Annotated in this window: 20 protein-coding genes; 10 read left to right on the top strand and 10 right to left on the bottom strand. The window is 65.3% G+C overall.

Annotation, left to right across the window (positions count from 1 at the left end; genetic code table 11):
- Nucleotides 1–13: 13 nt before the first annotated feature.
- The 3 genes from UC32_RS02890 to UC32_RS02880 are packed head-to-tail and all read left to right on the top strand — an operon-like array spanning nucleotide 14 to nucleotide 3143.
- A complete protein-coding gene (locus UC32_RS02890; RefSeq protein WP_045729701.1) occupies nucleotides 14–1297 on the top strand; it encodes a magnesium transporter MgtE N-terminal domain-containing protein in 1284 nt (427 codons plus the stop codon).
- Nucleotides 1281–1988 (top strand): DUF1003 domain-containing protein, encoded by a 708-nt coding sequence (locus UC32_RS02885; protein WP_045729700.1) that lies wholly within the window; start codon nucleotides 1281–1283, stop codon nucleotides 1986–1988. Before UC32_RS02890 ends, UC32_RS02885 begins: the two co-directional genes overlap by 17 nt.
- Nucleotides 1989–1997: 9 nt before the next feature.
- The gene (locus UC32_RS02880) at nucleotides 1998–3143 is read left to right on the top strand and encodes an Mrp/NBP35 family ATP-binding protein (RefSeq protein WP_045729699.1); all 1146 of its coding nucleotides are present in this window, start codon (nucleotides 1998–2000) and stop codon (nucleotides 3141–3143) included.
- Nucleotides 3144–3184: 41 nt separating this feature from the next.
- Here UC32_RS02880 and UC32_RS02875 read toward each other — a convergent pair whose 3' ends face one another.
- From UC32_RS02875 to sigE, 3 genes are all read right to left on the bottom strand, one after another.
- Nucleotides 3185–3598: a Sec-independent protein translocase family protein gene (locus tag UC32_RS02875; protein ID WP_045729698.1), complete on the bottom strand. Its 414-nt coding sequence runs from the start codon at nucleotides 3596–3598 to the stop codon at nucleotides 3185–3187.
- Nucleotides 3599–3667: 69 nt separating this feature from the next.
- Nucleotides 3668–4522 carry an anti-sigma factor gene (locus tag UC32_RS02870; RefSeq protein WP_045729697.1) on the bottom strand — a complete coding sequence of 285 codons (855 nt, stop codon included), beginning with the start codon at nucleotides 4520–4522 and terminating at the stop codon, nucleotides 3668–3670.
- Nucleotides 4523–4529: 7 nt separating this feature from the next.
- Nucleotides 4530–5144 (bottom strand): RNA polymerase sigma factor SigE, encoded by a 615-nt coding sequence (gene sigE, locus UC32_RS02865; protein WP_045729696.1) that lies wholly within the window; start codon nucleotides 5142–5144, stop codon nucleotides 4530–4532.
- A gap of 228 nt (nucleotides 5145–5372) precedes the next feature.
- On the opposite strand from sigE, the gene UC32_RS02860 reads away from it, so the two are divergent.
- The gene (locus UC32_RS02860) at nucleotides 5373–6005 is read left to right on the top strand and encodes an O-methyltransferase (protein WP_015937693.1); all 633 of its coding nucleotides are present in this window, start codon (nucleotides 5373–5375) and stop codon (nucleotides 6003–6005) included.
- A gap of 111 nt (nucleotides 6006–6116) precedes the next feature.
- Here UC32_RS02860 and UC32_RS20210 read toward each other — a convergent pair whose 3' ends face one another.
- The 4 genes from UC32_RS20210 to UC32_RS02845 all read right to left on the bottom strand — a co-directional run bounded on the left by UC32_RS20210 (nucleotide 6117) and on the right by UC32_RS02845 (nucleotide 9009).
- The gene (locus UC32_RS20210) at nucleotides 6117–6284 is read right to left on the bottom strand and encodes a DUF3117 domain-containing protein (RefSeq protein WP_009357720.1); all 168 of its coding nucleotides are present in this window, start codon (nucleotides 6282–6284) and stop codon (nucleotides 6117–6119) included.
- Between the two features lie 233 nt (nucleotides 6285–6517).
- Nucleotides 6518–7765, bottom strand: coding sequence for a hypothetical protein (locus UC32_RS02855; RefSeq protein WP_045729695.1), 1248 nt, complete (start codon nucleotides 7763–7765; stop codon nucleotides 6518–6520).
- Nucleotides 7762–8187 (bottom strand): DivIVA domain-containing protein, encoded by a 426-nt coding sequence (locus UC32_RS02850; RefSeq protein ID WP_045729694.1) that lies wholly within the window; start codon nucleotides 8185–8187, stop codon nucleotides 7762–7764. Before UC32_RS02850 ends, UC32_RS02855 begins: the two co-directional genes overlap by 4 nt.
- Before the next feature lie 39 nt (nucleotides 8188–8226).
- Nucleotides 8227–9009: an LOG family protein gene (locus UC32_RS02845; RefSeq protein ID WP_045729693.1), complete on the bottom strand. Its 783-nt coding sequence runs from the start codon at nucleotides 9007–9009 to the stop codon at nucleotides 8227–8229.
- Between the two features lie 116 nt (nucleotides 9010–9125).
- Here UC32_RS02845 and UC32_RS02840 point away from each other — a divergent pair, with 116 nt between their 5' ends.
- From UC32_RS02840 to UC32_RS02825, 4 genes are all read left to right on the top strand, one after another.
- The gene (locus UC32_RS02840) at nucleotides 9126–9881 is read left to right on the top strand and encodes an amino acid ABC transporter ATP-binding protein (RefSeq protein ID WP_015937697.1); all 756 of its coding nucleotides are present in this window, start codon (nucleotides 9126–9128) and stop codon (nucleotides 9879–9881) included.
- Between the two features lie 70 nt (nucleotides 9882–9951).
- Nucleotides 9952–10839 carry a glutamate ABC transporter substrate-binding protein gene (locus tag UC32_RS02835; protein WP_045729692.1) on the top strand — a complete coding sequence of 296 codons (888 nt, stop codon included), beginning with the start codon at nucleotides 9952–9954 and terminating at the stop codon, nucleotides 10837–10839.
- A gap of 87 nt (nucleotides 10840–10926) precedes the next feature.
- A complete protein-coding gene (locus UC32_RS02830; RefSeq protein ID WP_045729691.1) occupies nucleotides 10927–11577 on the top strand; it encodes an amino acid ABC transporter permease in 651 nt (216 codons plus the stop codon).
- The gene (locus UC32_RS02825) at nucleotides 11574–12413 is read left to right on the top strand and encodes an amino acid ABC transporter permease (protein WP_045729690.1); all 840 of its coding nucleotides are present in this window, start codon (nucleotides 11574–11576) and stop codon (nucleotides 12411–12413) included. The genes UC32_RS02830 and UC32_RS02825 overlap by 4 nt, the downstream gene beginning before the upstream one ends.
- Before the next feature lie 97 nt (nucleotides 12414–12510).
- On the opposite strand, the gene dapE is transcribed toward UC32_RS02825, so the two are convergent.
- A complete protein-coding gene (gene dapE / locus UC32_RS02820; RefSeq protein ID WP_045729689.1) occupies nucleotides 12511–13647 on the bottom strand; it encodes a succinyl-diaminopimelate desuccinylase in 1137 nt (378 codons plus the stop codon).
- Nucleotides 13648–13698: 51 nt separating this feature from the next.
- Between dapE and dapD the strand changes: the two genes are divergently transcribed.
- Together dapD and UC32_RS02810 are read left to right on the top strand one after the other, a co-directional pair.
- Complete coding sequence (gene dapD, locus UC32_RS02815) at nucleotides 13699–14739, top strand: 2,3,4,5-tetrahydropyridine-2,6-dicarboxylate N-succinyltransferase (RefSeq protein ID WP_045729688.1); 1041 nt, start codon at nucleotides 13699–13701, stop codon at nucleotides 14737–14739.
- A gap of 7 nt (nucleotides 14740–14746) precedes the next feature.
- Complete coding sequence (locus tag UC32_RS02810; RefSeq protein ID WP_045729687.1) at nucleotides 14747–15604, top strand: hypothetical protein; 858 nt, start codon at nucleotides 14747–14749, stop codon at nucleotides 15602–15604.
- 14 nt (nucleotides 15605–15618) lie between these two features.
- Here the strand turns inward: UC32_RS02810 and UC32_RS02805 are convergent, their stop codons facing one another.
- A complete protein-coding gene (locus UC32_RS02805) occupies nucleotides 15619–16230 on the bottom strand; it encodes a hypothetical protein (protein ID WP_045729686.1) in 612 nt (203 codons plus the stop codon).
- Nucleotides 16231–16330: 100 nt separating this feature from the next.
- A complete protein-coding gene (locus tag UC32_RS02800; RefSeq protein WP_045729685.1) occupies nucleotides 16331–16939 on the bottom strand; it encodes a TetR/AcrR family transcriptional regulator in 609 nt (202 codons plus the stop codon).
- Between the last annotated feature and the right edge of the window lie 100 nt (nucleotides 16940–17039).

The raw sequence follows: 17039 nt of genomic DNA, 5'->3' as shown, positions 1-17039 counted from the left end.
GTAGCCTGTACAAGTGAGCACAACACCTACCCGTGTCTTCGTGGCGCGCCTTCTGGGACTCGACGTCTTCGACCCCCTGGGTGACCGGCTGGGCCGGTTACGCGATGTTGTGGTGCTCTCCCGCGGTTCCCAGGGGACCCCACACGTGGTGGGTATCGTCGTCGAAGTGCCGGGGAAGAAACGCGTCTTCGTGCCGATGACGCGCATCACGTCCATCGACCAGACGCAGGTCATCTGCACGGGCCTGGTCAACCTGCGCAGGTTCGAACAGCGCGGCGCGGAAACGCTGGTGGTGGCCGAGATGTTCGACCGCCGTGTGACCCTGCGGGACGGCAGCGGCGACGCCACCATCGAGGACATCGCCATGGACCAGCACAGGTCCCGCGACTGGTTCGTCAGCAAGCTCTTCGTCCGGCGGGGGCATTCCCTGTCCCCGCTCAGCCGCCTGCGCCGCAACGAAACCCTCATCATCGACTGGGCCGACGCCCAGCAGGGCGCACGCACCGAGCCGCAGGCAGCAACCCAGTTCGTGGCCAACCACGAGGACCTCAAACCGGCAGACTTCGCCGAGGCGCTCCAGGAGATGAGCGACAAGCGGCGTTTCGAAGTGGCCGCCGAACTGCAGGATGAGCGCCTGGCAGACGTCCTCCAGGAACTGCCGGAGGACGACCAGGTGGAGATCCTTTCCGCCCTGGACATCCAGCGGGCCGCCGACGTGCTCGAGGAAATGGACCCGGATGACGCCGCCGACCTCCTTGGTGAGCTTCCGTCGGCGCAGGCGGAGGAACTCCTCCAGCTGATGGAGCCCGAGGGCGCCGAGGACGTTCGCCGGCTCCTGGAATACGACGAGGACACTGCGGGCGGCCTCATGACGCCGGTCCCGGTCATCCTGCCTCCCGAAGCCACCGTGGCTGAAGCGCTGGCACACGTCCGGCGCGAGGAACTCTCCCCCGCCCTGGCCTCGTCCATCTTCATTGCCAGGCCACCCATGGAGACTCCCACCGGCCGCTTCCTGGGTGTGGTGCACATTCAGCAGCTGCTCCGGTTCCCGCCATTCGAGCCGCTGGGCAACCTGGTGGACAAGAACCTTGAGCCGTTGTCCGACCAGGCCCACATCAGCGAAGTGGCGCGGACCCTGGCAACCTATAACCTGAACTCCCTTCCGGTGGTCAACGACGCCGGCCGGCTTGTGGGGGCGGTGACTGTTGATGACGTTTTGGATCATCTGTTGCCGGATGATTGGCGCGCCCATGATGGCGAGGCCCCGATAAGAAGGCTCGGTGGCCGTATTGGCTGACAACAGCGCTCCGAAAAACCCCAACCAGCGGAACGCCGGCACCGCCGCGTCCAAGAGCAACAAAGGCAGCCTGGACACACCGCTGAGCGGCCGGCAACGGATCCTGCCCAAGTTCTCCCCGGACCCCGACGCATTTGGCCATGCCACAGAGGGTTTCGCCCGCTTCATGGGTACTCCGCAGTTCCTGGTCTACATGACCATTTTCTGTATTTTCTGGCTGGGTTGGAACACCTGGGCCCCGGTTGACTGGCAGTTCGACTCCCGCGACCTCGGCTTCACGTTGCTGACGCTGATGCTGTCCCTCCAGGCTTCGTATGCGGCACCGCTGCTGCTGCTGGCCCAGAACCGGCAAGACGACCGCGACCGTGTGTCGCTGCAGCAGGACCGCCAGCGCGCCGAGCGGAACCTGTCCGACACCGAGTACCTCACACGGGAACTTGCCTCCCTGCGGATCGCCCTGCGCGAAGTAGCCACCCGGGACTACGTCCGCGCCGAACTGCGGTCCCTGCTGGAGGACATGCTGGAAGCCCAGGAAGAGCTGCGCACGCACGACGCCACCGGCCAGGGAAGCCACGAGTCGCCGAAGGACAAGGTCAAGGAAAAGCTCCGCGAACAACGCGAACGCCAGCGCAATCCCCGTACGCAGCAGATCCCCCGGGTTAAGCCCGGCCATTCCAGCCAGGACCGGTAAACACCCTTCATGGATACAGCAACACCCGGCAATTCCCCGCTCCTTCAGGACGTCAACGACGCCCTCGCCTCTGTCATTGATCCTGAGTTGCGGCGTCCCATCACCGAACTCGGCATGGTGGACAGTGTTCACGTGTCCGGAGACGGCAAGGTCAGCCTCACGGTCCTGCTCACCATCGCCGGCTGCCCGCTGAGGGACACCATCACGTCCGACACCGAGTCGGCACTGGCAGCAGTCCCGGGGGTGACCGGCGTCGACGTCGGGCTCAAGGTCATGGACCAGGCCCAGCGGGATGCCCTCAAGGAGAAGCTTCGCGGGCCCGGCGGGCAGCGCGGCATCCCCTTCAACCAGCCCGGTTCCCTGACGAAGGTCTATGCGGTGGCCAGCGGCAAGGGCGGGGTGGGCAAGTCTTCTGTCACCGTCAACCTCGCCACGGCGCTGGCAGCGCAGGGGCTGCGGGTGGGGATCGTAGACGCGGATGTCTACGGTTTCTCTGTTCCGGCGCTCATGGGCATCACCCAGGCCCCCACCCGCGTGGACGACATGATCCTCCCGCCTGTGGCCTACGGCGTGAAAGTCATTTCCATCGGCATGTTCGTTACCGGCAACCAGCCCGTGGCCTGGCGCGGGCCAATGCTGCACCGGGCACTGGAGCAGTTCCTCACGGACGTCTACTTCGGCGACCTGGACGCCCTCTTCCTCGACCTTCCGCCGGGTACCGGAGACATTGCCATTTCGGTGGCCCAGCTGCTGCCCAAGGCCGAGATCCTTGTGGTCACCACTCCGCAGGCCGCCGCGGCGGACGTCGCCGAGCGCGCCGGCGCCATCGCTACCCAGACGGGGCAGAAAGTTGCGGGCGTCATCGAGAACATGTCCTACCTTGAGATGCCCGACGGCGGCAGGATGGAACTGTTCGGAAGCGGCGGCGGGGCGGTGCTCACCGAGCGGCTGACAGCGGCCGTGGGCGCCGACGTTCCCTTGCTCGGCCAGATCCCGCTGGACATCAAACTGCGGGAGGGCGGCGACGCGGGGGCGCCGATCGTGATTGGCCAGCCGGACACGGCGGCGGCTGCTGCTTTGACGGGGATTGCCGCGGGGCTGGCTTCAAAGCCGCGCGGCCTGGCGGGAATGAAGCTGGGCCTGCAGCCCCGCTAGCGAGGCTTTTTCTGCGCCCGCTGGCGGATTGCCGGAACGGCTCAGGTGGCCTCGGTATCGAACGGTGCGGCCTCGCCGGGTGGCAGGCTCTGCACCACGCGTTCCGGCCGGGATGGAGCGGACTCATCTGCCGCCCCCACTGCGGCTGCGCCTGCAACGGCCGCCACTGCGGCCGGAGCGCCGGAGCTGACGGGCTTGGTGTCGTCATCCAGCAGCGCTTCCTTGATGATGCGCCGGGGATCGTACTGCCGGGGATCGTATTTCTTCCAGTCGACATCGTCGATGTCGATGCCCACTTCTTCCTTGATCTGCTCGCGGGCACCGGACGCCATGCGCCGGACTTCCTTCACCAGGTTGGCGAGCTTCTGGGTATATTCGGGCAACCTCTGGGGGCCGATCACCAGGACACCGATGATCAGCAGGAGGAAGAACTCCGGGCCGTTGATACCAAACACTTTAGGAAGATTACCCTCTCCGGGCTGCCAGTGACGATTCGCGCCCGGTGGGGGCGGAAACAGCCTGCATTACTGGGTAAAGACGGCCACGATCCTGTTGATTCCGCGCTGTAACCGGTTTCCCAAAGGCTCCCCGGCGGCGTCCCGGGTATTGCTGGATGCCCCCGCCGTGAGTCCTTCCGCGGCAACTCCGCCTACCTGCTCCAGGATGGGCCCTGCATCATCGGCCTGATCGGCGGGCAGGTTCGACTCAAAGGTGAACGTCCGCCCCCCGGACGTGTAGGTGGCCGACCACGGCGAGGTTCCCAGGACCTGGACGGGAGTCCCCTGAGGGCTCACCGCCGCCGCCATATTGCCTGCGTGCTGCTCCGTCACCGTGGCGTAGTGCGATCCGTCGCTAAGCCGCAGCTCCACAGCCGGCTGTCCGCCCCTGACCACGGCCTTGGCGGACTCCAGGCGGAACCCCATGGCCTCAAGCACAGGGCAGGCCCAGCCCTCCTGGCGCAGGCTGCTGAGCTGGTCCGCGGTGAGGGCCCTTCCGTCAGCGGGAGTATGCGACGAGACCTGGGCAAGTGTCGCCGTCCCAGCGCCATTTCCGGGGACAGGCTCACCTGCCGCAACGAGGGCACCGACGCCCAGGACACCGGCGGCGGCCACGGTACCACCCGCGGCCATGGCCAGGACCCGTGCTGCCGTGCGGGAGGCATTGACGGAAGGCGTGGCAGGAACCGGCTGGGCTGCCAGCAACGATGTCCGTTCCAGCAGCCGCGCGGTCAGGTCATTGCTTGCCGGCGGGATAGGAGCTTCACGGAGCCGCTCCAGATACTGGCGTTCCCGACGCATGGCAAGGGCGCATTCCGGGCAGGACGCCACGTGGCTGGAGGTTCGCGCGTGCCTGCCGCCGGAGTTGTAAAGGGGCCTCATGTGCCGATCAGAGGATGCCGGCGATGCGCGGCATGGACAGTTTGCGGCGGGCGTGCTGCGGACGCGGGTCCCGGTGCGCCAGCTTCTCCCGCAGCATGGTCCTGCCCCGGTGGATCCGGGACCGGACTGTCCCGAGCTTCACGCCCAGGGCCGCTGCCACCTCGTCATAGGACAGGCCTTCAAGGTCGCAGAGCACCACGGCGGCACGGAAGTCCGGCGGCAGTTCCTCCAGGGCGGCCTGGACGTCCAGGTCCAGGTTGTTCAGTTCGAAGCTTTGCTCAGGCCCAGGCTCGCGTCCGGGGAGGCGGGACTCGGCGTCCTCGGCCAGTGCGTCAAAACGGATGCGGGTCTTGCGGCGCGCCTGGTCCAGGAAGAGGTTTGTGGTAATGCGGTGCAGCCAGCCATCCAGCGTTCCGGGCTTGAAGTTTTCCAGCGAGCGGAAGACGCGGACAAACACCTCCTGGGTGAGGTCCTCGGCGTCGAACCTGTTGCCGGTCAGCCGGTAGGCCAGCCGGTAGACTTTGGCCGAGTGGTTGGTGACCACTTCTTCCCAAGTGGGACGGACCCAATCGGCTTCGGGATGTTGTACTGCAGGGACAGGTGCCACTACTGAAGATGACATCGTCCACTCCCCTCGTGGAATGCTAACGCCCGGATACTGTTGACATCTCTGATTCGGCGCCGGTCATCTTTTGGATGAGCGGATAATAATCATTTCAAACTTGGCTGGGAATTTCCTGACTGCGGGAAAGTTATGCCGTGGGCGCAACCGCCCGCCTGCCATACGGTTCCGTTCCGACCCATTAGGCTGTAGAAGACAACCCCCTCTACGCCCAGAAAGCGAACATTAATGAGTGCCGACAAGTCCATCAGCTGGTCCTTTGCAGAAGATCTGCCCGCTGAGGATGACGTCATGCTTCGGGCCCGGGAGCGTTCGTTTGAACTCGGCGTAACCCCCATCGGCCCGGGGGTAGGGGCAGTCCTTACTGTCCTGGCAGCGGCGTCCAAAGCCCAGACCGCCGTCGAAATTGGCACCGGTGCAGGCGTGTCCGGTGTGTGCCTGCTCCGCGGCCTCGGACCGCAAGCCGTCCTGACCACCATCGACGTGGATGTCGAGCACCTGAAAGCCGCCCGCGAGGCCTACGCCGAAGCCGGCAGCCCTGCCAACCGGACCCGCACCATCTCGGGCCGCGCAGGCGACGTCCTGCCCCGCCTCACGGACAACGCCTACGACATCGTGTTTATCGACGCCGACAAGCCCGGCCTGCCCGGCTACGTGGAACAGGCCGTCCGCCTCCTCAAGCGTTCCGGACTGCTGATCATCAACGACGCCCTGGACAAGGACAAGGTTGCCAATCCGGCGGGACGCGAACCCAACACGGTTATCCTGCGGCAGGTAGGCAAGGCCATCCGCGAGGACAAGAGGCTGGCCACCGCCATGCTCCCCACCGGGGACGGCTTGCTGGTGGCCGTCAAGAAGTAGCATTGCCTGGTTGCCACGCCGGCGCCCTGCCGGCGGCCAAGCGGCAGCAGAAAAAGCACCGGGAACGGAACAGGGCCCGCAGCCACAGGCCGCGGACCCTGTCCGGCACGATTATTCGGTAACGCCAACCAGGCATTCCTTGAGGTTTGCCGCCTCCGCGGCGTTCAGCTCAACCACAAGACGCCCGCCGCCTTCGAGCGGGACGCGCATGATCAGGCTGCGGCCCTCCTTGGTGACTTCCATTGGGCCGTCGCCGGTGCGTGGTTTCATAGCAGCCATGAGGAATTCCCCTCCATTTAGTCCCAGGACTGATCAGCCCGGTCGGGCTGTGTCCGCATGTCGATCAGGCCGCTGTGACGGAGGGGCTCTCCACCGCCAAGGCTGCACGTATTCTGAATGCTTTTTGTCCTTGCTTACTGACTATTATCCCGGAATTACCCGCACGTAGCTAATCGATGGACATTTTCGGCACGCCTTAATTCCGGCTTTGACCTGCACGGAAGCCCAATTAATCAGGGCGGGTAATCGCCGCCGCCGGGCAACTGCGCCCAGGCCCACAGCCATACGATCCAGACCATCTGAAGCAGCAGGTACATTGCCACCACCGTCCCCCGGTACGCCCTCGAGCGGGACAGCAGGACGGCGCCCAGTGCCAGCGGGAAAAGGGGCAACAGCATCCGGAAGGTGCTGGTCTGCGGGTGCAGGAAAACCACCAGGTAACCCATATAGCAGGCGCCCCACAGGCGCATTTCGACGCCGAGCCGCACCACCGGCGGAAGGAACAGCATGGTGGCGAACAGAGCCACGAAAACAAACGGGGCCAGCACGCCCAGCACCGGGCCGAAAAGGTCGACGCCGGTATCGAACCAGGGCCTGAACGGCACCAGATCGTGCCCGCGCCACACCGTCTCGGTCTTGGTATACGCCTCAATGTCACCCGTTGCAGCCCACGCTGCGGCCGGCCAGGCAAGGGCGGACAGGCCCGCGACGCCGGTCAGCGCCCCCAGCCGGACAAGTTCCACGGCCGAGTGCGTGGGGTTTGGCTGCCCCTGCCTCATCCGGGAAACCAGCCGGGCGACGAAGAGGATGCCCAGCATCGCTGCGAAGGGCACCCCCACGGGGCGGGACAGGCACATGAGCACCACCACGGGCATCGCCCAGAGGTACTGCCGGCGGATCACCAGCAACAGTGCCGCCGCCAACAGCAGGAGGGTGAGTGGCTCGGCATAGGGCACCTGCAGGACGGCCGACACGGGGAACGTGGCGAAGAACGCCACTCCCCACAATGCCGCTCCGTGGGCCGCTTTGTGCCGGAAGAGCACATACACCACCAGCGCGGCCGCCCAGCCGGACAGCATGGCGATGATGGTCAGCGAGGCTGCGGGGTTCATCCCGGTCAGGCCGCTGAGGCCGCGGGCCAGCGCCGGGAAGAGCGGATAGAACGCCCAGGCGTTTTCCTGCACGTTGCCCAGGGCATCAGTGGGCAGCTGCGTGGGATAGCCGTTGGCGATGACTTCGCCGTACCACCGGGCATCCCAGATGTTGATGAAATTCCAGTAGTCGGGTATGGCCGGAAACCATGGGTTGGTGCCCTGGTGAAGGGCTGCAGCCATAAAGATGCAGGCGCTGACCAGCCGGGCGGCCACGTAAATGGCGGACACCTGCGCCCACCACGGCCAGCGCCGGACCACGCCGCCCGCCCTGGCAACCGCAGCCTGCGCAGAACCAAGGGTCGAGCGGCGGCTGTCCACGGTGCTCACTGGACGTCCGCAGCGGACGGCGCCGTCCCGCCGTCGGACGTCTTTCCGTGCTCGACGCCGGACACCTCGCCTTGGCTGTCCCCGTGCCCAGCGCCGGCCTGCAAGGTTTGCAGCCGTGACCGCAGCTCGTCGGACTCCTGCCGGGCCGCCGCCAGCTGGTCCCGCAGTTCATCGAGGACCTGGTCCACCTGGTCCATGCGGTAGCCCCGAAGGCCGAGCGCAAACCGCACCCTGTCCACGTCACGGGGCGCGGCGTCAACCGGAAGCAGTACCGGCGGAAGGTTGGCCGGCGGCTGCTCAAAACCGCCGTCCAGCAGCGCAGGCAACGCCTGCCGGCCGGTCTTCCGCGAGCGCAGCCCGACGCCGGTCCACAGCACTGCCCCAGCCAGCACGATGGCAAGGAAAACGAGAAAGAAGCTCACCGTCCCATCGTGCCAGAACCGTGCCGGGCAGGAGGCGTGCTACTCCGGCCGCTGCTCGCCGTTCAGGGGCGGGATAGGGCCACCATGGAGCACGCGCTCAACAGCTTCGGCGGGGCTGTCCACTACCTGGATCAGGTCGAGGTCCTTCTCCGAGACCATGCCCTCGGCCACCAGGGTTCCCTTGATCCAGTCGATCATGGGGCCCCAGAAGTCGACGCCGAGCAGGACGATGGGGAATGACGTCACCTTCCGCGTCTGCACCAGCACCATGGCCTCGAAGAGTTCGTCGAGGGTACCCAGGCCGCCGGGGAGGACGATGAATCCCTGGGCGTATTTCACGAACATGGTCTTGCGGGCGAAGAAGTAGCGGAAATTGATGCCGAGGTCCACCCACTGGTTGAGGCCCTGTTCGAACGGCAGTTCAATACCGAGCCCAACGGAAACTCCGTTGCCTTCCACTGTGCCCCGGTTGGCCGCCTCCATGGAGCCGGGGCCGCCGCCGGTGATCACCGCAACGCCGGCCTCGGCCAGCTTGCGCCCCACCTCGACGCCCATCTCGTAGTAGACGCTGCCCGGCTTGGTACGTGCCGACCCGAAGACGCTGACCGCCTTGCCGATGTCTGCGAGGGCGCCAAAACCCTCAACGAATTCGCTCTGGATCCGCAGCACGCGCCACGGATCGGTATGGACAAACTGGCCGGGGCCCTTGGTATCAAGCAGGTGCTGGTCCGACATTTCCACCGCCGCCTGCTTTCGGCGGAGTTCAAGGGGGCCTTTGCGGCGCGGTTGGATGTTCTTGGCCGGATCTGCACTGATGCTCATTCCCCAAGGCTAACGCGACTCCCGGCGCAGCCACGGCAGGTATCTCTTGAATCACGATGTGCAGGAACATGCCGTGATTCGCGTCATAACCCGCTGTTCTTCGCTAGATTCTTCCTATGACTACTCATGTGCCCGGCGATGCCCTCGTCTCCCTGAACGCCGTAAATAAGCATTACGGCCAGCTGCACGTTTTGAAGGACATCAACCTGCAGGTCCGCAAGGGCGAGGTTGTCGTGGTCATCGGGCCGTCGGGCTCCGGTAAGTCCACCCTCTGCCGCGCCATCAACCGCCTTGAGACCATCGAGGACGGCACCATCAGCATTGACGGAAAGGTCCTTCCCGAAGAGGGCAAGGCGCTGGCCCAGCTGCGCGCCGACGTCGGCATGGTGTTCCAGTCCTTCAACCTCTTCGCGCACAAGACCATCCTCGAGAATGTGACGCTCGGACCCATCAAGGTCAAGGGTGTTTCGAAAGGCGAGGCTGACAAGGATGCCATGGCCCTGCTTGAGCGGGTGGGCGTCGGACACCAGGCTCCGAAGCTTCCCGCCCAGCTCTCCGGCGGCCAGCAGCAGCGCGTGGCCATCGCCCGTGCCCTCGCCATGAAGCCGAAGGTCATGCTCTTCGACGAGCCCACCTCCGCGCTTGACCCCGAAATGATCAACGAGGTCCTGGATGTCATGGTGCAGCTGGCCAAGGAAGGCATGACCATGATCGTGGTCACCCACGAGATGGGCTTCGCCCGCAAAGCCGCGGACCGGGTTGTCTTCATGGCCGATGGCCAGATCGTCGAGGACGCCACCCCCGAGGAGTTCTTCACGAACCCCAAGAGCGACCGCGCCAAGGACTTCCTCTCCAAGCTCCTTACCCACTGATTCCCCTTCGAACAAACACTCCAAGTTCGCACCCAGGCCGTGATCCGCGGCCATCAATGAAAGGAATGTCATGAAGGCATTTTTGACCCGGCGGAAATCATTTGTTGTGGCGGCCACCGCCGCACTTGCCCTGTCCCTGAGCGCCTGCGGCGGAGGCGACGCCGGCGGCGGAAGCAACCCTGCTCCCGTGGAAAAGCCGACGTTTGCTGCCGGCACCACCATGGAAAAGCTCTCCTCGGCCGGCACCATCAAGATCGGCACCAAGTTCGACCAGCCGCTCTTCGGCCAGGTGGGCCTGGACGGCAAGCCCGTCGGTTTCGACGTTGAAATCGGCAAGCTGATCGCCGCCAAGCTGGGCATCGCCGCGGACAAGATCGAATGGTCCGAGACCGTTTCCGCCAACCGCGAACCCTTTATCGAGCAGGGCAAGGTTGACCTGGTCATCGCCACCTACACCATCAACGACAAGCGCAAGCAGGTTGTCAGCTTCGCCGGACCGTACTACGAAGCCGGCCAGGCCCTGATGGTGAACAAGGACAACGATTCCATCAAGAAGCCCGAAGACGTCAAGGGCAAGAAGGTCTGCTCCGTGACCGGCTCCACCCCGGCCGCCACCATCGTGGACAAGTACGGCGCCGAGCTGGTCCCGGCCGCTACCTACTCCGCCTGCCTCGAGCCCCTGCGCAACAAGCAGGTTGAAGCAGTCACCACGGACAACGTGATCCTCGCAGGCTTCGTTGACAAGGAACCGGACGCCTTCAAGCTCGCCTCGGACGAAACCTTCACCAAGGAGCCCTACGGCATCGGCCTGAAGAAGGACGACACCGAGTTCCGCAACTGGATCAACGACCAGCTTGAGTCCTTCGAAAAGGACGGCGACTACAAGAAGGCCTGGGAGGCCACTGCCGGTTCAGTCATCAAGACTGCCCCGAGCCTGCCCACGATCAACCGCTACTAGGCTGTTCGCCTGCCGCCGGGACCGGTCCGTCCGGTCCCGGCGGCAGTCCGCCTTCCCTTCCGTCCACGCAAAGAGCCGAAGGATCCTATGGACGTCATTATTGAAAACCTCCCCTTGTATTGGGAAGGTTTTCTCCGCACCCTCTTCCTCTCCGCCGTTTCCGGGGTCATTGCACTGGTGCTCGGTACCCTGCTGGCCGCGGCCCGCGTTTCCCCGGTCGCAGCACTGCGGGGCTTCAGCACGGTCTACGTGGAAGTTCTCCGTAACACCCCGCTGACCATTGCGTTCTTCTTCGCTGCCATCGTGCTCCCCCGCCTTGGGGTCAAGTTCGAGCAGTTTGAGATTGCCGCGATCATCGCCCTTAGCACCTACACCGCAGCGTTCATCGCCGAAGCTGTCCGTTCCGGTGTCAACAGTGTTCCGGTGGGCCAGGCCGAGGCCGCCCGCAGCATCGGGATGGGGTTCGGCCAGGTGCTCTCCCTCATCATCCTGCCGCAGGCGCTGAGGACAGTGATCCCGCCGTTGATCAACATCCTGATTGCCCTGGTGAAGAACTCGTCCGTGGCCGGCGCGTTCTTCGTCCTTGAGCTCTTCGGTTACGGCCGGCAGCTGGCCAATGCCAACGGCGATGCCGTCATCACGGTCCTGCTCGGCACCGCATTCTTCTATCTGCTCCTCACCGTTCCGCTGGGCATCCTTGCCAGCACGGTGGAACGAAAGGTGGCGATTGCCCGATGAGCTCCGTTCTGTATGACGTTCCCGGCCCCAAGGCCCGGCGCATTTCCCTGATCGCTTCCATTGCGGGCGCTGTACTGATCCTGGGCCTGGTGGCCTGGATCGTCATGATTCTTGCCCAGCAGGGAATCTTTGAGGGCCGCCGCTGGCAGATCTTCACCCGCGCCGATGTGTGGCGGCTCCTGGGCAATGGCCTGGGCGCAACCCTCAGTGCGGCAGCCCTTGCCGCCGTCATCGCCTTCCCGCTGGGACTCGCGCTCTGCCTCTTCCGCATCGCGGACTCGCCCATCATCCGCATTCCGGTCCGGGTAGTCCTGGAGTTCCTGCGTGGCATGCCAGTGGTCCTGATGATGCTGTTTGTCCTCCTGGGCTTCGGCACCTCTCCGTTCATCGCCGTTGTCACAGGCCTGGTGCTCTACAACGCGGCCGTCTTCGCGGAGATCATCCGTGCCGGCATCTCATCCCTGCCCAAGGGCCAGCGGGAAGCCGGCCTGGCCATCGGCCTGACCAGCTACCGCTCACGCATGCTGATCGAATTGCCGCAGGCTATCCGCCGCATGATGCCTTCACTCGTGGCACAGATGGTGGTGCTCCTGAAGGACACCTCGCTGGGCTATATCGTGGCCTACGGTGAGCTGCTGCGCGCTGTGCAAGTGATGGCGGACTTCCTGGGCAACGCCTTCCTGTTCCCTGTGTTCTTCGTCGCCGCAGCGATTTACATCGCCATCAATATCCTCGTCTCACGGCTCGCTGTGTGGATCGAGCGGCGCGGTTCCAAGAAGGCAGCCGGCGGCACTGCTAAAGCTGAGCCGGCGGCGGTGGAAGCAGGGGCTCCCTAGCCCCGCGCGAGAACCATTCCAACACGTGTGGCCCGGATCTGATGATCCGGGCCACACGTGTTTATATCCGGCTCCGCCGGGGGAAGCAGTCCTTGGATCAGCCCTGAAGCCAGTCCCGCAGGGCCCGGAGGCACTCACGGATGGCTTCCGCATCCACGTGTTCGTTGTCCTTGTGGGCCAGCAGCGGATCACCAGGGCCGAAGTTCACTGCGGGGATCCCCAGTTCGCTGAACCGCGCGACGTCGGTCCAGCCATATTTGGGCTTGGGTTCGGCTCCCACGGCGGCCACGAAGGAGGCTGCAGCGGGGTGGTTCAGTCCCGGGCGGGCACCGGCAGCGGCATCGGTACGGACCACCTCGAAGCCCTCGAGAAGGTCCCGGACAACGGCCTCGGCCTCATCAGGCGACTTGTCCGGCGCAAAGCGGTAGTTAATCTCCACCACGCAACGGTCCGGAATGACGTTGCCGGCCGTTCCGCCGTTGATCTTCACCGCGTTCAGGCTCTCGCGGTAATCGAGTCCGTCAACGTTGACGGTCTGCGGTTCGTAGGCGGCCAGCCGGGCCAGGATCGGGGCCGCCGCGTGGATGGCATTGCTGCCCATCCACGCCCGCGCCGAATGGGCAGCCTCCCCGACAGTGGTGGCCTCGAAACGGCTGGTGCCGTTGCAGCCGCCTTCCACGGTGCCGTGGGTCGGTTCCAGCAGGATGGCGAAGTCGCCGTCCAGCAGGTGGCCATGGTTACGGACCAGGCGCCCCAGCCCGCTCTTGACGGCCTCGACTTCCTCGTGGTCGTAAAAGACGAAGGTGACATCGCGCTGGGGCTGGGCGCCGTCGTCGAACATGGTGGCAGCGAGGGCCAGCTGGACCGCGACCCCGCCCTTCATGTCCGTGGCACCGCGTCCGTACAGCACACCCTCCCCCGGCACACCGGATTCCCAGGTGGACGGCACGGTTCCCTTCGACCCCTCCGTCAGGGGCAACGGCACGGTATCGAGGTGCCCGGCGAGGATGACGCGTTCGGCTTTCCCAAGCTCGGTGCGGGCGATGATGGAATCCCCGTCCCGGACAATCGCCAGCTGGGGAATGTGCGCCAGGGCCGCTTCCACGGCGTCGGCGAGTTCCTTTTCGTTGCCCGACACGCTGTTAATGTCCATCACGGCTGCGGTCAGCAGCGCGACGTCCTGGCGGAGGTCCAGTGCGGGTGCGGATGTGTGGGGGGTGGGTTCTGCAGTCACGAAGCCAGTCTAGTTCGAACCCTGAGGCCACCCCTCGATAGACTGGACCACATGACTGAGACCGCTTCCTCCGCCGTGCCCGAAACCCTGAACGACACCACTGACAGCCGCTCCGCCCACGGCTTTGGCGTTGCCACCATCACTCGCTCCAGCAGCGATGGTTCAGCTGAAGCCACTGTCCTGGACGTTTGGTTCCCGGCACCGTCGCTGGGAGTTGCCGCTGATAACCTCCGCTCCGTGGAGCACGCCGATCCGGTGCTGACCCAGATCGCGGAAAACGGTGCCGACCAGGACCGCGGCACCGAGCAGAAGGTGGTCTTCGTCCAGATCAACCTCGACGAGGCGCCGGCGGACACCGCAGACGCCTACCTCCGCCTGCACCTGCTCTCCCACCGCCTGGTCCGCCCCAACTCCATCAACCTGGATGGAATCTTCGGCAAGCTCCCCAACGTGGTGTGGACCAACTTCGGTCCTGCCGCCGTCGAAGGCTTCGAACTCACCCGCGCCCGCCTCCGCCGCCGGGGCGCCGTCACCGTCTACGGCGTGGACAAGTTCCCGCGCATGGTGGACTACGTGGTGCCCGCCGGTGTCCGGATCGCCGACGCCGACCGCGTGCGCCTTGGTGCCCACCTGGCCGCCGGTACCACCGTCATGCACGAAGGCTTTGTGAACTTCAACGCCGGAACCCTGGGAACGTCCATGGTTGAGGGCCGCATCTCCGCGGGCGTGGTCACCGGAGACGGCAGCGACGTCGGCGGCGGTGCTTCGATCATGGGCACCCTCTCGGGCGGCGGCAAGGAAAAGATCACCATTGGAGAGCGCGTGCTGCTCGGAGCCAACTCCGGCGTCGGCATCAGCATTGGCGACGACTCCGTTGTTGAAGCCGGACTGTACGTAACGGCCGGTACCCGCGTTCGCATCCCCGGCCCCAAGGACGAGGTGGGCGAAGACACCACGAAGATCGTTAAGGCTGCCGAGCTTTCCGGTGTGCCCAACCTTCTCTTCCGCCGCAATTCCACTACCGGCGCCGTGGAGGTCCTCCCCCGCCAGGGCCAGACCGTGGAACTGAACGACGCGCTCCACGCCAACTGATTTTACGGTGGCACGCAGACGAGGCCTCCGCCGACTGGCTGTCCTGTTGCTGGTCCTGGTCCTGGTCTCCGGCGGCATCTACTCTGCAGTGTTTTTCGTGCAGCGCTCCGAAACCCTCGTTTCCGAGCGCTGCACGGCTGTGGTGGGCGACAGAAAGGCTGAACTCGCTCCGGACCAGGCCGTTTACGCATCCTTGATCACCGCTGTCGCGGTACAGCGCGGGCTGCCTCCCCGGGCCGCAAGCATCGCGTTGGCCACTGCCATGCAGGAATCGAAGCTGCGCAACATCGGCCACGGCGACCAGGCAGGACCCGACTCGCGCGGCCTGTTCCAGCAGAGGCCATCACAGGGGTGGGGAACCGAAGCCCAGGTCATGGACCCCTACTACGCCGTCAACGCGTTCTACGACGCCCTGGTGAAGGTGCCGGGCTACGAAACGCTCGAGATTACGGATGCGGCCCAGCGGGTGCAGCGCTCCGCTTTCCCCACCGCCTATGCCGAGCACGAGGATATGGGCCGTTCCTTTGCGTCCGGACTGTCCGGGCAGACTCCTGGGGCCGTGCAGTGCACACTCCGCTCTGCCGGCACTGAGGGTGATACAGGCGTGGTCCTGGCCGAACTCGGCCGCGCTTACGGAGCCCCGCCAGCCACGGACGAAGGGCAGGCCCTGGTGGTGGAAGCATCCGGCACCGCGGCGTGGTCGGTGGCCCAATGGGCCGTAGCCAACGCCAAGGAATTCGACGTTGTCCGGGTGGACGTCGCCGGCCAGAGCTGGGACCGCGACGACCGCTCCGGGTGGCAGGCGTCGGATGCAGCCGAAGGACAGGTGCGCATTACCGTATCCAAGGCCTCCTCCGGCGCCTGATCCCCGGCAGCTGATCAGACGAGGATTTCCACCACCGGCTGCACGTAACTGCGGAACAGCTCCGGCTCGCCCATCAGCTGCTGGCTCATGATGATCTTGTCCGGCTCCAGGTACCACGCGCGGTGTTCATTGAGCGGCAACTCGATAATGGACAGCTTGAAGTCACGCGAATCACGCCCCACCTCCATCAGCCGGTCATCCACCATGTCGGTGAGCAGGTGGTCAGCGCCGTTGGCCTCCCGTTCCGCTTCCAGCTCTGCATACTCGCTCCGCCGTTCCCTCGCCCAGGTCAGGGCGGAACCGAAGTGTGCCTGCAGGACGCGCTGGAGGGCCGGAGAGTTGCCGAACGCCTCGAAGTCCGGCGGCGAGAGTTCCGGAGAGGTATGCGGGTAGGCCTTGAGCAGTTGTTCCCACCAGGCTTCCCACTCCGTTTTCAGGGCACCCAGACCGCCAACATCAGCGGTGAGGTGGCTGTGGTCGGCAGGGCGGACCTTGGGCTTGGCGTGGGAGAGCGCAGGGTGTCCGGCTCCGTTCAGTCCTGCGGTATCGCGGAGATAGAGCGCAATCATCATGGGTCCCGAGGTGTCCGTGGTGATCTGCCACCTGGAACCGCTTGCCTGCTGCATCCGAAGTCCTTCCTGGAGTACTTCCCTGCCCGGGCCGCCTGCACCATCCGGCAGCCCCGGATCCCAGTCTATTCCCGGTTCCACCCCAGGTTAATGTCCGTCAGCGCCCTAGTCCGTCAAGATGGCGTTCCAGCACGCCCGTGCACATTTCCGCGGTCATCCATGCCGGCTGCAGCAACGCATGCATCCCCAGGCCATCAAGGGTCGCCAGCAGCCGCTCGGCCTCGATCACCAGATTCTCCTGTGGCTCGTCTGCGGGCATCATTCCAGCCACAACGCGCCCGGCGATGGCTGCGATCTGGCGGTGGCTGCGGTCCGCCTCAGGCGCCAGGAACGGCTTGATCCGGGCGGCACTCCTGAAAGCCGTCAAGGCACAGATCTCCACGGCCCGCTCCTCGTCGAGCGGCAGCATCCCGCCCAGCAGTGTTAATACGGCCTGGCGGTGGGCCGCGCTCCCGGGTAGTGCAGCATCCGTGGCGGGGAGCATGGACTGGAGCCGCCCCACCACCCGGTCCACAACGCTGGCAAAAGAGAAGGCGAGAAGCTCGTCGCTGCCTGCGAAGTAGTGGCGGACGGACCCGACGGCGAGCCCGGCCTCGTCTGCCACCTCCCGCAGTGACGCGCGCTCCAGGCCGTCCACGGCGATAATGCGCAGGACGGCGTCTACTACGTCCCGGCGGCGGGCGTCCGGGTCAACAATTTTGGGCACTCCTATTATTTAGCACACTTGTGCCCCAGGCATGACCGGCCATCCCTGCCCGGCATCCGGAACCTGGCGGCAGGCAAGGGCTGCGTTGGATAGTGTTGAG

Origin of the sequence: Pseudarthrobacter chlorophenolicus (assembly GCF_000962805.1) — a bacterium.
GTDB classification, from domain to species: domain Bacteria; phylum Actinomycetota; class Actinomycetes; order Actinomycetales; family Micrococcaceae; genus Arthrobacter; species Arthrobacter chlorophenolicus_A.
Note: the sequence above shows the minus strand (reverse complement) of the source record. Positions and strands in the feature narration are given on the sequence as shown.

Coding starts and splice junctions, on each gene's coding strand:
- UC32_RS02880 (WP_045729699.1), top strand. CDS start 1,998: ATGGATACAGCAACACCCGGCAATTCCCCGCTCCTTCAGGACGTCAAC.
- UC32_RS02870 (WP_045729697.1), bottom strand. CDS start 4,522: ATGAGGCCCCTTTACAACTCCGGCGGCAGGCACGCGCGAACCTCCAGC.
- sigE (WP_045729696.1), bottom strand. CDS start 5,144: ATGTCATCTTCAGTAGTGGCACCTGTCCCTGCAGTACAACATCCCGAA.
- UC32_RS02860 (WP_015937693.1), top strand. CDS start 5,373: ATGAGTGCCGACAAGTCCATCAGCTGGTCCTTTGCAGAAGATCTGCCC.
- UC32_RS20210 (WP_009357720.1), bottom strand. CDS start 6,284: ATGGCTGCTATGAAACCACGCACCGGCGACGGCCCAATGGAAGTCACC.
- UC32_RS02845 (WP_045729693.1), bottom strand. CDS start 9,009: ATGAGCATCAGTGCAGATCCGGCCAAGAACATCCAACCGCGCCGCAAA.
- UC32_RS02840 (WP_015937697.1), top strand. CDS start 9,126: ATGACTACTCATGTGCCCGGCGATGCCCTCGTCTCCCTGAACGCCGTA.
- UC32_RS02835 (WP_045729692.1), top strand. CDS start 9,952: ATGAAGGCATTTTTGACCCGGCGGAAATCATTTGTTGTGGCGGCCACC.
- UC32_RS02830 (WP_045729691.1), top strand. CDS start 10,927: ATGGACGTCATTATTGAAAACCTCCCCTTGTATTGGGAAGGTTTTCTC.
- UC32_RS02825 (WP_045729690.1), top strand. CDS start 11,574: ATGAGCTCCGTTCTGTATGACGTTCCCGGCCCCAAGGCCCGGCGCATT.
- dapD (WP_045729688.1), top strand. CDS start 13,699: ATGACTGAGACCGCTTCCTCCGCCGTGCCCGAAACCCTGAACGACACC.
- UC32_RS02805 (WP_045729686.1), bottom strand. CDS start 16,230: ATGCAGCAGGCAAGCGGTTCCAGGTGGCAGATCACCACGGACACCTCG.